This is a genomic window from Lactobacillus sp. (genome assembly GCF_014803895.1).
Genome location: NZ_JAAVAU010000009.1, coordinates 64,067 through 78,236, shown reverse-complemented (window position 1 = coordinate 78,236; position 14,170 = coordinate 64,067). Strand labels below are relative to the sequence as shown.

The 14,170-nt window shown below is 34.0% G+C and carries 14 protein-coding genes; 13 read left to right on the top strand and 1 reads right to left on the bottom strand.

Annotated elements, in window-relative coordinates; genetic code table 11:
* Positions 1 to 170 precede the first annotated feature (170 nt).
* The 9 genes from HDR40_RS03560 (at position 171) to HDR40_RS03520 (ending at position 9,227) form a co-directional block, all read left to right on the top strand.
* Entirely contained in the window at positions 171 to 488 is a 318-nt protein-coding gene (locus tag HDR40_RS03560; protein WP_290626569.1) for a hypothetical protein, read from the top strand.
* Between the two features lie 374 nt (positions 489 to 862).
* A complete protein-coding gene (locus HDR40_RS03555) occupies positions 863 to 1,855 on the top strand; it encodes a PTS sugar transporter subunit IIB (RefSeq protein WP_290626567.1) in 993 nt (330 codons plus the stop codon).
* 22 nt (positions 1,856 to 1,877) lie between these two features.
* Positions 1,878 to 2,684, top strand: a complete 807-nt coding sequence (locus HDR40_RS03550; RefSeq protein WP_290626566.1) for a PTS mannose/fructose/sorbose transporter subunit IIC — start codon at positions 1,878 to 1,880, stop codon at positions 2,682 to 2,684.
* 23 nt (positions 2,685 to 2,707) lie between these two features.
* The gene (locus tag HDR40_RS03545; RefSeq protein WP_290626564.1) at positions 2,708 to 3,643 is read left to right on the top strand and encodes a PTS system mannose/fructose/sorbose family transporter subunit IID; all 936 of its coding nucleotides are present in this window, start codon (positions 2,708 to 2,710) and stop codon (positions 3,641 to 3,643) included.
* Positions 3,644 to 3,705: 62 nt separating this feature from the next.
* Positions 3,706 to 4,068, top strand: coding sequence for a DUF956 family protein (locus tag HDR40_RS03540; protein ID WP_290626562.1), 363 nt, complete (start codon positions 3,706 to 3,708; stop codon positions 4,066 to 4,068).
* Between the two features lie 174 nt (positions 4,069 to 4,242).
* Positions 4,243 to 5,631 carry an amino acid permease gene (locus HDR40_RS03535; protein ID WP_290626560.1) on the top strand — a complete coding sequence of 463 codons (1,389 nt, stop codon included), beginning with the start codon at positions 4,243 to 4,245 and terminating at the stop codon, positions 5,629 to 5,631.
* On the top strand, positions 5,624 to 7,009 hold the full coding sequence (locus tag HDR40_RS03530) for an amino acid permease (protein WP_290626558.1): 1,386 nt from the start codon (positions 5,624 to 5,626) through the stop codon (positions 7,007 to 7,009). Before HDR40_RS03535 ends, HDR40_RS03530 begins: the two co-directional genes overlap by 8 nt.
* Before the next feature lie 75 nt (positions 7,010 to 7,084).
* On the top strand, positions 7,085 to 7,810 hold the full coding sequence (locus tag HDR40_RS03525; RefSeq protein WP_290626556.1) for a gamma-glutamyl-gamma-aminobutyrate hydrolase family protein: 726 nt from the start codon (positions 7,085 to 7,087) through the stop codon (positions 7,808 to 7,810).
* Between the two features lie 25 nt (positions 7,811 to 7,835).
* Positions 7,836 to 9,227: an APC family permease gene (locus tag HDR40_RS03520; RefSeq protein WP_290626554.1), complete on the top strand. Its 1,392-nt coding sequence runs from the start codon at positions 7,836 to 7,838 to the stop codon at positions 9,225 to 9,227.
* A gap of 65 nt (positions 9,228 to 9,292) precedes the next feature.
* Here the strand turns inward: HDR40_RS03520 and asnA are convergent, their stop codons facing one another.
* Positions 9,293 to 10,306 (bottom strand): aspartate--ammonia ligase, encoded by a 1,014-nt coding sequence (gene asnA / locus HDR40_RS03515; protein ID WP_290626552.1) that lies wholly within the window; start codon positions 10,304 to 10,306, stop codon positions 9,293 to 9,295.
* Positions 10,307 to 10,742: 436 nt separating this feature from the next.
* Between asnA and HDR40_RS03510 the strand changes: the two genes are divergently transcribed.
* The 4 genes from HDR40_RS03510 to HDR40_RS03495 all read left to right on the top strand — a co-directional run bounded on the left by HDR40_RS03510 (position 10,743) and on the right by HDR40_RS03495 (position 14,117).
* On the top strand, positions 10,743 to 11,648 hold the full coding sequence (locus HDR40_RS03510) for an EamA family transporter (RefSeq protein WP_290626550.1): 906 nt from the start codon (positions 10,743 to 10,745) through the stop codon (positions 11,646 to 11,648).
* Entirely contained in the window at positions 11,648 to 11,782 is a 135-nt protein-coding gene (locus HDR40_RS03505; protein ID WP_290626548.1) for a hypothetical protein, read from the top strand. Before HDR40_RS03510 ends, HDR40_RS03505 begins: the two co-directional genes overlap by 1 nt.
* A 275-nt stretch (positions 11,783 to 12,057) precedes the next feature.
* Positions 12,058 to 13,332 (top strand): GHKL domain-containing protein, encoded by a 1,275-nt coding sequence (locus HDR40_RS03500; protein WP_290626546.1) that lies wholly within the window; start codon positions 12,058 to 12,060, stop codon positions 13,330 to 13,332.
* Entirely contained in the window at positions 13,332 to 14,117 is a 786-nt protein-coding gene (locus tag HDR40_RS03495; RefSeq protein WP_290626544.1) for a LytTR family DNA-binding domain-containing protein, read from the top strand. Before HDR40_RS03500 ends, HDR40_RS03495 begins: the two co-directional genes overlap by 1 nt.
* The last annotated feature ends 53 nt before the right edge of the window (positions 14,118 to 14,170 follow it).

Sequence of the window (14,170 nt, the reverse complement as noted above, 5' to 3'; positions counted from 1 at the left end):
AAGCTTCTTAACGCCGAAAGTAGTTGGTGGGAAACTGCCTGCAAGGTTAGGTAGTCGCCGTGCTTAATGGAGAGAGGACCTTTGTCCTCTTTTTTTGTGTGTTTATTGGATTAATATTTACAAAATGATATGAACCCCGAAATTCGGACAAGAATTTCGGGGTTTTTATTATGACTAAATTATCTAAACAAGACAGAATCGATATTTATAATAATTGGAAGTATTACGGTAAATCAATCAAATCATTAAGCCAAGAATACAATACGGCTCTTAGTACAGTTAGATACTTGATCAAACGCAATTTTAAGTCTGTGATATTAAACAGAAAGTGGTATTTAGATGTGGCCGAATTCTGTTTAAATAGTAAAAAGCTTTATCTGTTACCATCATGGATAGCTGTAGTCAAAAAATATCTTATATACTCTAAGTACTCTAAGTCGTTGGCTGGTCTTAAGGCAAGTAATAGGTATGTTAAAACTAGTTTATAAAAAGTATACAGCTCTTAACAGGTCAGTATGCCATCCTAATCAAGACTATTCTCTTTTAGCTGTGGTCCAAAGATCATGCTAAAGGTATATAATCGCTTTGAATGTCGGAATGTGATAATGAATCAAAAAATATGTCCTAATTTTAGGTTTCATATCATTTAAAAGGTTTTTATTGTTAGTATAGATTTAATTTTAAGTTATTAAAAAATTTTATATATATTAGTCCTTTATTATTAAATAAGCTAAAAAAATGTTAATTTTTCAGGGTGTTTTGCAAGCATTTTCATTCAATTAATGGTATTATAGTAAAAGTAAACGTATACATTAGAATTGCTAAAGGTATTCGTACATTTTTTGATTAAGGGGGAAATCAAATGGTAGGAATTATCCTAGCTAGTCATGGTGGCTTTGCTGATGGTATTTTTCAATCTGCTGAAATGATTTTTGGTAAACAAGAAAACTTAGCACACTGTATTTTAAAGCCTGATGAAGGTCCGGATGACATTAGAGCTAAGATGGAAAAGGCAATTGCCTCATTTGATAATCAAGATGAAGTTTTATTCTTGATTGACTTGTGGGGTGGTACACCATTTAATCAAGCAAACAACTTGGTTAAGGAACATGGTGGTGATTGGGCAATCGTCTCAGGAATGAACTTGCCAATGGTAATTGAAGCATTGGGACAGCGGATGGCTTCTGAAAAAGCTCAAGATATTGCTAGTGCAATTGTAAAACCAGGTAGAGATGGGATTAAAACTCAACCTGAATCTTTAATGCCTAAGGAAGCAGAAAATGGTGTTAAAGAAACTGAGAAAAAACCAAAGGGTGCTATTCCTGAAGGTACTGTCTTGGGAGATGGTCATATTAAATATGGTTTAGCCAGAATTGATACTCGCTTATTGCATGGACAAGTAGCAACAGGTTGGACTAAGAGCATTAATCCATCTCGTATCATTGTTGTTTCTGATAAAGTTGCAAAAGACAAACTTCGTAAGTCTATGATTAGAGAAGCTGCACCAGCCGGTGTACCAGCTAATACTATTCCAATCAAAAAGATGGTTGAAGTCGATAAAGATCCACGTTTTGGGGATACTAAAGCCTTAGTATTGTTCGAAAATCCTCAAGAAGCTTTACAAGCTATCAAGGATGGTATCGATATTAAGGAAATTAATTTAGGTTCAATTGCTTATTCCGATGGTAAGGTTAACGTTAACAAAGCAATAGCGATGGATCAAGCTGATGTGGATGCGATTAAAGAAATGCAAAAGCTAGGCGTTAAGTTTGATGTGAGAAAAGTTCCATCAGACAGTCCAGAAAATATTGATCATCTTTTAGCTAAGGCTGAAAGTGAATTGAAGAACAAATAAAGTTTTTTAGGGGGAAAATAAATTGAATGCTATTCAGATGATTCTGGTAGTGATCGTAGCCTTCTTAGCAGGTATGGGTGGTATCTTGGATCAATTCCAATTTCAACAACCACTTGTTGCTTGTACGCTTATAGGTTTAGTTACTGGTAACTTAACATTAGGCGTTATGTTAGGTGGATCACTTCAAATGATTGCTTTAGGTTGGGCTAATATTGGGGCAGCCGTTGCACCTGATGCTGCGTTGGCATCAGTAGCTTCAGCTATTATTTTAGTCCAAGGTGGTCAAGGACAAAAAGGTATTGGTACAGCGATTGGTATCGCTATTCCATTAGCTGTTGCCGGTTTGTTCTTGACTATGTTGGTTCGTACTGTTTCAGTTGCTATTGTTCATATCATGGATAAGAAAGCTGAAGAAGGTAACTGGCGTGCAATTGATATGTGGCAATATGTGGCTTTAGCATTACAGGGATTAAGAATTGCTATCCCAGCTGCTTTACTTTTAGCTATTCCTGCAGATCTTGTTCGTAAAGGTTTGGAAGCTATGCCATCTTGGTTAAACGACGGTATGACCATTGGTGGTGGTATGGTTGTGGCTGTTGGTTATGCAATGGTTATTAACATGATGGCTAACCGTGAAGTTTGGCCTTTCTTCGCTATCGGGTTCTGCTTAGCTGCAATTAAGGAATTAACTTTGATTGCTCTTGGTGGTATTGGTCTTTCATTAGCTCTTATGTACTTGGCATTGGAAGGCTCCGGTAAGAATAACGGCAGCAATGGCGATAATGGTGGATCCGGTGATCCTCTTGGCGACATTCTGGATGATTATTAAATTAAGCGAGAGGAGGCTAAATAATGGCTGAAACAGTAAAAAAAGAAAATAAAGTTACATTAACTAAAGCAGATAGATGGAAGGTAAGTTGGCGTTCAACTTTCTTGCAAGGTTCATGGAACTATGAAAGAATGCAAAACGGTGGTTTTGCATTTAGTATGATTCCTGCTTTACGTAAGTTATATCCTAACAAAGATGATATGAAGAGTGCGTTAAAGAGACACTTGGAATTCTTTAACACTCACCCATATGTAGCTGCGCCTATTCTTGGTGTTACTCTTGCTTTAGAAGAAGATAGAGCTAACGGAGCTGACGTTGATAATCAAACTATCAATGGTGTTAAAGTGGGTATGATGGGACCTTTAGCTGGTGTTGGTGATCCTGTATTCTGGTACACTGTTCGTCCAATTATTGGTTCATTAGGTGCTTCACTTGCATTAAGTGGTAATATCATCGGTCCTATCATTTTCTTTGTTTTGTGGAACGTTATCCGTATTGCTTTCTTATGGTATACTCAAGAAATGGGTTACAAAGCAGGTACTAAGATTACGGAAGATGCTTCAGGTGGTTTGTTACAAAAAATCACTCGTGGTGCCTCAATGATGGGTATGTTTGTTATTGGTGCTTTAATTGAGCGTTGGGTAACAATTGATTTCAAACCTATTGTTTCTAGAGTTCCACTATCTAAAGGTGCTTATATTGATTGGAATACTGTTCCTTCAGGTGCCGAAGGTATTCGTAAGGTATTGACTGAATGGAATATGGGTAAGGGCATGGCCTTAGAAAAGATTAAGGAAACTACCTTACAAAATAACTTGGATGACTTAATTCCAGGTTTGGCAGCTTTACTTCTTACTTTCCTTTGCATGTGGTTATTGAAGAAGAAAGTTTCACCAATCGTTATCATTATTGGTATCTTCATTGTTGGTATCGCAGGTCACGTAGTAGGCTTATTCTAAAAATGATAATATTTTAAAGCAGTCTACAAAGACTGCTTTTTATTTTATAAAGGAAAGACTAGATGGTTCAATCATTAAATACAAAAGCTGAATATGTGGATCCAGGAACTTGGTTTCGTGGAATGCCTACATATGGAAAAATTATGATCGGAGATAAGGGATTTGAATTTTATCGAGATAATAATTTGAATGACTATGTTCAAATTCCTTGGAATGAAATTACTATGGTAGTTGCTGATGTATATTTTGGTGGAAAATATATTTCACGCTTTAAGATTTGTACTAAGAAGGATGGTCAATTTTATTTTGCATCTCGTCATACTAAAGCGACGCTACGGGCGATTAGAGAACATATTCCGGCTCAAAATATTCGTAAAGCACTAACTTTTTGGCAAAAAATAAAACGTGGAATTATGAGAAAATAATATAACAGAATAAGCTTAGGTGATAAAAAGCCTAAGCTTATTTATTTAATTACACTTAAAAAAACGCCATTTACCCTTGGCAGTAAGTATTTCATGTATTAAAATATTTTTAATGTAATATTTATGAAACTAGTAGTTTAGTATGATTACTAGTTTTTAATAAGGAGTTACAAAATGAAGAACAGAAAATCAGTTCCCGGCTTGCAACGGTCTATGACTGCCGGGCAGATGGAAATGATTTCACTTGGGGGTGCCATTGGTGTAGGTCTGTTTATGGGAGCTACAGCAACGATTAAATGGACGGGGCCGTCAGTATTATTAGCTTATCTGTTTGTAGGAATAATTCTCTATGTTGTAATGCGTGCCTTAGGAGAAATGCTCTATATCAATCCTGGTACTGGATCATTTGCAGATTATGCAACGGAATATGTTCATCCAATTGCTGGATACTTAGCTGAATGGGCAAATGTTTTTGAATATATTGTGGTAGGAATGTCAGAAGTAGTTGCAGCTACAGAATATTTGAAATTTTGGTGGCCAAATGTGAGTGCATTTTGTTCAGGAGTAATTATTATTGCTTTCTTATTATTAGCTAACTTGGCTAGTGCTAAAGCTTATGCATCACTAGAATTTTGGTTTGCTATGATCAAAGTTATAACAATTATTTTAATGATCATTTTAGGCTTTTTAGTTATATTTTTTGGTGTTGGTAACGGAGGAAAACCAACAGGTTTTAGTAATCTGTGGTCTCATGGAGGCTTTTTTACTGGAGGATTAAAAGGCTTTTTATTCTCAATGTCAATTATTGTAGGATCTTATGAAGGAATTGAATTATTGGGAATTTCAGCAGGTGAAGTTGCTAATCCTAAAAAAGCTATTGTCAAATCTGTAAAATCAGTCTTATGGCGTATTTTAATTTTCTATGTAGGTGCAATTTTTGTAATTGTAACTATATATCCTTGGGACAAATTAAGTAGTATGGGATCACCATTTGTAACTACTTTTGCAAAGGTTGGTATTACAGCAGCTGCTGGTGTAATTAACTTCGTAGTTTTAACTGCTGCTTTATCTGGAGCAAATTCAGGAATATATTCATCTAGTAGAATGCTTTTTAAATTATCTCATGATGGAGATGCACCGAAGACATTTGGTCATATTTCAAAAAGAATAGTGCCTAGTCATGCAATTATGGGTATTACCGGGGGAATATTTTTAGGATTTATTCTTAACATGTTAGCAGCTACACTCAATAAATCTACTCAAGATTTATTTGTTATTGTGTTCTCCTCATCAGTTTTACCAGGGATGGTTCCATGGTTTGTAATTTTGTGGGCAGAATTAAGATTTAGAAAGAATAATCCTGATTTACTTGAAAATCATCCATTCAAGTTACCTCTATATCCATTCTCAAACTATTTTGCTTTTATCATGCTATTCTTAATTGTGATCTTTATGTTCATTAATCCGGAAACGCGTGTTTCTGTCGCTGTTGGGGCAGGAGTATTAATATTGGCAGTAATTATATATTTAGTTCGTCATGGAAAGGACAGCCATAATGAGTAAAAATAAAAATAGTGCACCGAAATTAAAACGGTCAATGACTGCCCGTCAGATGGAAATGATATCGCTTGGTGGAGCGATTGGTGTAGGTCTGTTTATGGGATCTACTTCAACAATTAAGTGGACAGGTCCATCAGTATTATTAGCGTATATTTTTGTGGGTATAATTTTGTATATTGTAATGAGAGCGTTAGGAGAGATTTTATATATTAATCCTAGTACTGGTTCATTTGCAGATTATGCTACTGATTATATCTCACCATTAGCTGGCTATTTAGCCGAATGGGCTGCTGTATTTCAGTATATTGTTGTTGGAATTTCAGAAGTAGTTGCAGCTACAGAATATTTAAAATTTTGGTGGCCGAATGTAAGTGCCTTTTGGTCAGGCGTTATTATTATCATTTTCTTACTTTTAGCCAATATTGTTAGTGCAAAGGCTTATGGTGCACTAGAATTTTGGTTCGCCATGATTAAGGTTGTAACAATTGTTTTAATGATTATTTTGGGATTACTAGTTATTGTTCTTGGAGTTGGTAATCATGGTCATCCGATTGGTTTTAGCAATTTGTGGTCCCATGGTGGCTTTTTCACTAATGGTATCAAAGGGTTCTTTTTCTCAATGGCGATTATTGTAGGATCTTATCAGGGTATTGAATTGATTGGTATTTCAGCAGGTGAAGTTGCTAATCCACAAAAAGCAATCGTAAAGAGTGTTAAAACGGTATTATGGCGTATTTTAATTTTCTATGTAGGTGCAATTTTTGTAATTGTGACGATTTATCCATGGAATCAATTAAATGCTATGGGTTCTCCTTTTGTAGAAACTTTTACGAAAGTTGGAATTACTGCTGCTGCGGGGATTATTAACTTTGTAGTTTTAACTGCTGCATTGTCTGGAGCAAATTCCGGAATATATTCATCTAGTAGAATGCTTTTTAAGCTCTCTCATGATGGTGAAGCACCAAAAACTTTTGGTCATATTTCAAAAAGAATAGTACCTAATCATGCGATTTATGGTATTACCGGGGGAATATTGATTGGTTTTATTCTCAACGTTATTCTTTCAATGGTAAATAAGACGATGAGTGAACTGTTTGTAGTAGTATACAGTTCATCAGTTTTACCAGGTATGGTTGCATGGTTTGTAATTTTGCTAGCAGAATTAAGATTTAGAAAAAATAATCCGGACTTAATGGAAAATCATCCATTTAAATTGCCTCTTTATCCCTATTCAAATTATTTTGCTTTAATTATGTTAGTAATTATTGTTATTTTCATGTTTATCAATCCAGAAACTCGAGTTTCAGTTTCTGTGGGAGCAGGAGTTTTAATATTAGCAACTGTGGTGTATTATATTCGTCACCCTAAGAAAAACCATTAATAAATATAGCCTCTTACTTGTAGTAAGAGGCTATTTCTTGTATATTAGAGGCGATAGAAGAATGGAGGATGAATAATGTCTAGACCAATTATTGGAATCTCAGGCTCAGTGATTATTGATAATGGTGGAATCTTTCCGGGTTATCGCCGTAGTTATGTAAATGAAGATTATGTAGATTCTGTTGTGCAAAATGGTGGGGTACCATTTATTATTCCCTTTAATGAAAACAAAGAAGTTATTAAAGCTCAATTAGAAAGTATAGATGGACTAATTTTGTCTGGTGGACATGATGTTGATCCTCATAATTATGGTGAGGAGCCCGAACAAAAGTTAGGCAATATTTGGCCTGAGCGTGATAAATTCGATATGTTGCTGCTGAAATTAGCAGAAGAAAAACATATACCAGTATTAGGAATTTGTAGAGGAGCACAAATTATTAATGTTGCTCATGGTGGTAGTCTTTATCAAGATTTAAGTTATCGTGAAGAAAAAACGCTTAAGCACTCTCAAGGACAAAATCCAACTTTAGTTACTCATACAGTAAAAACTATACCTGGTACAAAGATTGCGGATCTTTTGAACAAAGAAGAATTACGTACTAACTCATTTCATCATCAATTAATTAAGAAAGTAGCTCCTGATTACAAGATTTCCGCTCGGTGCGTAGACGGTGTAATTGAAGCAATTGAAAATAAAGATGCATCGGTGATTGCTGTTCAGTGGCATCCAGAAATGTTGCATAGAGTTTCTAAGATTCAAAATAACTTATTTAAATATGTGATTGAACAGGCTAAACAGTAAATAAAATTAAGGAAGATATTTATAAATGGGTAAAAGGGAAAGTGATAAATTAGGTTTTTGGTCAATAGTTTTGCTAGCAATTAATGCGATTATTGGTTCAGGAATCTTTTTAACACCTGGGAGTGTTGTTCAACAAGTTGGCTCCAGGGCTTTGTTGGTTTATTTAATAGCTGCGATTTTTGCCTCTATTTTAGCAATTTCTTTTGCATCAGCTGCTAAGTATGTAACTAAGTCAGGAGCTGCCTATGCTTATTCTAAGGCAGCTTTTGGTGACAAAGTAGGATTTTATATGGGAATTCTTCGTTACTTCTCTGCTAGTGTTGCATGGGGTGTAATGGCTGTTGGGGTAATTAAATCGACCATTTCTATTTTTGGTGGTAATCCAAACAAGATGATAAATGTAACCATTGGCTTTTTGATTTTAATGGTAATTATTACAGTTATTAACTTGTTTGGTCAAAAAGTAGTTAAGTATGTTATGAATTTGGCAACTATTGGTAAATTAGCTGCGTTAGTATTAATTATTATTGCTGGAGTCGTACTTTTAATTGTTACGGGGGCTTCAAGCAATTTAAATGAAGTAGATCAAATCACACAAAATGGTCAAAAAATTGTGCCAAATTTAACAACGACCGGTTTTGTAATGGCAATTGTTTCAGCTTTTTATGCTTTTACAGGTTTTGAATCTGTGGCGTCTGGTTCTGATGATATGAAGAATCCAGAAAGAAATTTACCACGTGCAATTCCTTTGGCAATTTTGGTTATTGCAGTTGTCTATATTGGTGTTGTAGCTGTAGCTATGATACTTGATCCTAAGGCATTGATGACGACTACTCAAGTTGTAGCTATTGCAGCTATTTTTAAAAATGAGCTCTTAAGGGATGTTATTTTGGTTGGTGCGCTTGTATCAATGTTTGGTATTAATGTTGCTTCAAGTTTCAATGCACCAAGAATTTTAGAAGCTATGGCTAAAGAAAATCAATTATCTACAGGCTTGACTAAAAGAACTAAAAATAACTTCCCAATTAGAACATTTTTTATCTCTATAGGATTAGCAATCTTAATTCCTATGGCTTTTGAGTATAATATGGTTAACTTAATTACATTAAGTGCAATGGTTCGTTTTTTAGGATTTATTGTAGTTCCAATTGCTGTAATTAGATTTTATCAAGGTAAAAGTAGTGCACCAATTTTAAATGCGACAAAAAATGTGTGGACTGATGTAATAGTTCCAATTCTCTCAATTATTGTGGTAGTATTCTTGTTAGTAGAATATGATTGGAAGTCACAATTTGGTATTATGAATACCCAAGGCCAATTTATTGGTATTAATTGGTATGCCATTGCTATGATGGTTTTTGGCTTTGTATTATTGCCTTTGATTATGTTTTGGGTTTCTAGGAAAATACAAAAGTAAAAATGACAGATAAAAAATTGTAGGATTGCTAATAATCCTACAATTTTTTTATATCCAATTTTTATTTATAGCAAAGCTATTTGGGCTGCTTTGCATTTTTTAATCATCTCGTCAGGCCAGATACTGGTTTGTACTTCACCGATATGGGCTTTACCTAAAAGCAGCATACAAAGACGAGATTGTCCGATTCCGCCTCCAATTGTATAAGGAAGTTTCCCATCAAGGAGCATTTTATGGAAAGGTAAGTTTGCTCGTTCCTCTACGGCAGCTTTCTTCAATTGTTCACGTAAGCTTTCTTCACTAACACGAATACCCATGGAAGAAATTTCAATTTTCTTGTTAAGAGGCTCAAACCAGAAAAGTAAATCACCATTTAGTGACCAATCATCATAATCTGGTGCACGTCCATCATGGGGTTCACCGCTACGCTTTAACTTGTCACCAATTTTCATTAGGAAAACTGCTTTCTTTTCTTTGGTGATTTTATCTTCACGTTCTTCTGGAGAAAGTTCTGGCCAACGGTCTTCTAATTCTTGTGTGGTTACAAAATGAACCTGATCAGGAAGTCGGTAGACAGAACCTGGATAACGACGAATCAGTTCGGTTTCGACTTCTTTGATAGCGGTGAAAATTTTCTTTACGGTAGTTTTTAGAGTTTCTTCAGTACGTTCGTCTTTAGAAATAACTTTTTCCCAATCCCATTGATCAACGTAAATTGAGTGGAAGTTATCAAGATCTTCATCACGACGAATCGCATTCATATTGGTGTATAATCCTTCATGCATTCCAAAGCCATAACGCTTTAAAGCCAGTCGTTTCCATTTAGCTAAAGAATGTACAACTTCAATAGTTTCATCTTTAGGCATGGCCTTCATATCAAATGAAACAGGACGTTCTATTCCATTTAAGTTGTCGTTTAAACCGGTCTTTTTTTCTACAAACATAGGTGCAGACATTCTTTGCAAATTTAAAGCAAAGCTAAGCTTATCTTGAAAAGTTTCACGAATAAAAACAATAGCAGCTTCTGTATCGCGAATATTTAATGTTGGATGGTAGTTTTTAGGTAAAATTAATTCCATGTTTTTCTCCTTTAAAATAGTGTCGGGAGAAAAGAAAAGCCCCTCGCTCCCTATTTAAAAGGGACGAAAGGCTTTTTTCCGCGGTACCACCCAGTTTGTCTAAAATAGACCGGCTTTATAGGGCACCAACATGCCCTACTGGTATGGTAACGTTCCAGAGACGGCGCCACCTACTGTAGAAAGTCTAGTTTGATGGGCAACTTTTGGAAAAAGTGTTTTTCGATAATTCAGGGTCTGCTGGCTTTCCACTGACGCCAACTCACTGGAAGAAATAAACTATGTACTCGTCTTTTTCATAGCTTTTTAATTTTTATATTGATTATATTTAATAATACTTTGCATAAAAAATCAAGTAAAAATTATATATATCTTTTTTCCTTTCTTTTCTGTTATGATGAATATTGCTGATTAAAAAGGAAATCCTAGGGGGACAATTATGGCAAGTAAGAAAAAATTATGGACATTTTTAGCAGCTTTGGCTTGTGTTTTTTGGGGTATATCAGGACTTTTTGCAAAAGGACTATTCAATATTAGTTCAGAAATTACACCAATTTGGATTACCCAAGTAAGAATGATTATTAGTGGTGTGCTACTTTTAATTTTTGCCCAAATTACTGGTAAAAAACCTATGAAGATAATGAAAAATAAAAAGGATGCAAGTACAGTAATTGCTTATGGGTTATTAGGTTTATTACCCGTGCAATATTGCTACTTTATTGTAGTACAACAAGCTAATGCGTCAATTGCGACAATCTTACAATTTGTAGGTCCATTTTTTGTAATGATTTATATGGTCATTTTTGAGCATCAAGTTTTAAGAAGATTAGATGTACTAGCAGGAATTATAGCGTTTGTTGGAGTATTTTTCTTAGCTACACATGGCCGTTTTAATCAACTTTCTTTGTCTCCTATAGTTTTATTTTGGGGATTCTTGTCTGCCATTGGAGTAGGAACAAATACTTTGATTCCTAGAAAATTGCTTAATCATACTTCTAGCCTGGTTGTAACGGGATGGGGGTTGTTGATTGCTGGAATTGCCTTAGCCATCGTACACCCAGTCTGGCCACATTTACCACAAAAATCTATCAGTATGATAGTCTTATTGATGACTGGCGTAATTGTTATCGGGACTTTGATTCCATTCCAATGGATGATGGGTTCATTGCGTTATATTGCTCCATCAACTGCAACCTTGCTTGATGCCTTTGAGCCAGTCTCTGCAACTATTGGTTCAGTTTTATTCTTTGGTTTAGTGATGGCACCAGTTGATTGGGTTGGAGCTATCATGATTATCTTGGCTGTGATGGCGTTAAGCTGGCAGCCGGAGAAGAAGGATGACTGATGAATATGCAAAAAATTGTTCTTTTACTTGTAGGAATTATTTTTATTGTTTTAGGTTTGGGGTCACGAGGTTATCAAAAACGTCAACGTGAAAAAAATCCGCAGAAGTTGTCTGCTAGATATGGCCTTGTCTAGGGCATCTGGTTTGGCGCAGTTTTTGTGCTAATGGGTGTTAGACTTATTATGATTATTTTTAGTTAAGTTAATAGAAAATGAAACTACCAAATAAGTTGAAAAAAAAATGACTAGTTTGGTAGTTTTTATTTTTCATAGCTAAGCTCTGTGGTAATATATTAAAAATATTTATATAAAAAGGAGTACTTTAATATGAATAATTTATTTACATTCTTTTTTGCTGCCTCGAACTTGTGGAATTCACATAAATGGTTTAAATTTCACTAGGATAAAAAATGAATAATCTGCTTTTTATTTACACTTTGTTGGCTTCAGTTATTTTTGATAGCTGGGCTTTTTTTGAGATTACAAAAATAAAATTTAAGTTAAAATGGAAGAATATTATTTTTATTGTTCTGTTAATTTTATTTGCTGTGCTGTCTGTATTCGATCCACTAACGCTTCTGGGCTCTAATATTTTAGAACTTATCATTTTTACTCAATTTTTTAGAAAGAAGAGTAATATTTATGTTTCTCTAGGCACAGCATTATTAATACTTAGTCTTGATACAATTGAAACAATTTTTTTAGGTGCAATAGATAATAATCTATATGAATTTCTATTTTTAAATGTATGGCTTACAATTTTATTCTTTTTAATAAAGAAGTATAGTCCGTATATAAAAAAACAGTTGATAGGAAAAAATAAGATTGTTTTCTTATGGTTAGAAATATATTTTTATGCTGTAACTACTGGAATGGTATTGAAGTATAAATTAGGTGATAAATTCATTTCTGTAGGTTCATTTTTTGGAATCTTTTTGATACTCCAAGGGATATTCATAATTGGTGGATATATTGAAATGGTAAGAATTCAAAACGAAATGTTGAAGAAGAAAACGAAAGAAGAACTTGAGAAAAAATATCAGCAACAAAAGAAGTATGCTCACTATTTAGAAAAAGATGAGGATAAATTACGCAGTTTTAGGCATGATTATCAGAATATGTTTAACTCTTTAAAATTGAGTGCACAAAAGGGAAATTTGAATGAAGTAGTTAAAAAGTTGGATCAATTTACGAAAAACAATTTAGATAAAAACGCATTACTTAAATATCAAAATTTAAATCACATAAAAGTTGATACTTTAAAGAGCTTATTTATTACCAAATTAACAGAGATGTCCGATTTAGAAATTAAATATCAAGTTGAATGTACTAAAGAAATTTCTAAAATTCCCCAGGAAATAGATGAGTTAGATTTGTTAAGAATCTTAGGAATTGCATTGGATAATGCAATTGAAGAGTGCACGGGTGAAGAAAATTCTTGGATAAAGATTATGCTTTACAGTAGTGAGAATGATTTAGAAATAGAGATTCGAAATAGTGTAAGTGAAAAGAAGCCTAAAATGAATCAATTGTTTCAAAAGGGATTTACAACAAAACAAGGTCATCATGGATTAGGCTTATATACAATTAATCAAATTAATAAGAAATATCCATGTTTAGATATTTCTTATATGGCTAACAGTGAATATTTTGATTTTTATATGACAGTTGAAGGTGATAAATAATGAATTATCAAGTGATTGTGTGTGATGATGAGCCCATAATTGTTCAAAATATTGCTAATCAGGTAAATATTGCCTGGGAAAATATTCAGGATGAAAATGAACGCTTCAAGAATAAGTCTCTTGACGTTTCTCTAGTTGCTAACTCGTTTGAAGAGGTAGTGGGGTATGTTGTAGCCCAGGATGTGAAAAATGCTATCTATTTTTTTGATATTGAAATTGGAAAAGATGGAAATAGTAAGACGGGCGTGGATTTAGCAGATTTCATCAGGTCGAGGGATGCAAACGCCCAGATTGTGTTTATAACGGCATATGATAAATACGCCCCATTAACTTATGAACGCCGAATTGGAGCCATTGACTATATTAATAAAGACCAGGCATCAGAGCAGATTGTAAAACGGATAACACAGACTTTACTAAATTGTGCGGATAAAGTGGATGAGAGTATTGAAAATAAAGTACAATATTTCTCTTTCAAGTGGGGTAGACAATATCAGAAGATTAAGATTAGTGAGATCTATTATTTGGAGAGTAGTTCTTTAAATCACAAGGTTGATTTGGTGTTTTCTAGTGGAGAAAGTAAATTTTCTGGAACTATTTCTAAAATTGAAAGTGAAAATAATTATTTGTTGAAAATATCACAGTCTTGTTTAATTAATCCTGCTAATGTACAAAAGATTGACTTTAAAAATAAAGAAATTTTCTTTCCGGATGGTAGTAGTGTGTATTATTCAAGAAGTAATGCAAAAAAAGTAATAGAAAAATTTAAACCGAATAAGTATTAAAAAATGCAAAATATGTATTTTTTCTCCTAAATGCTCGTCTTTTTTGTAGAATA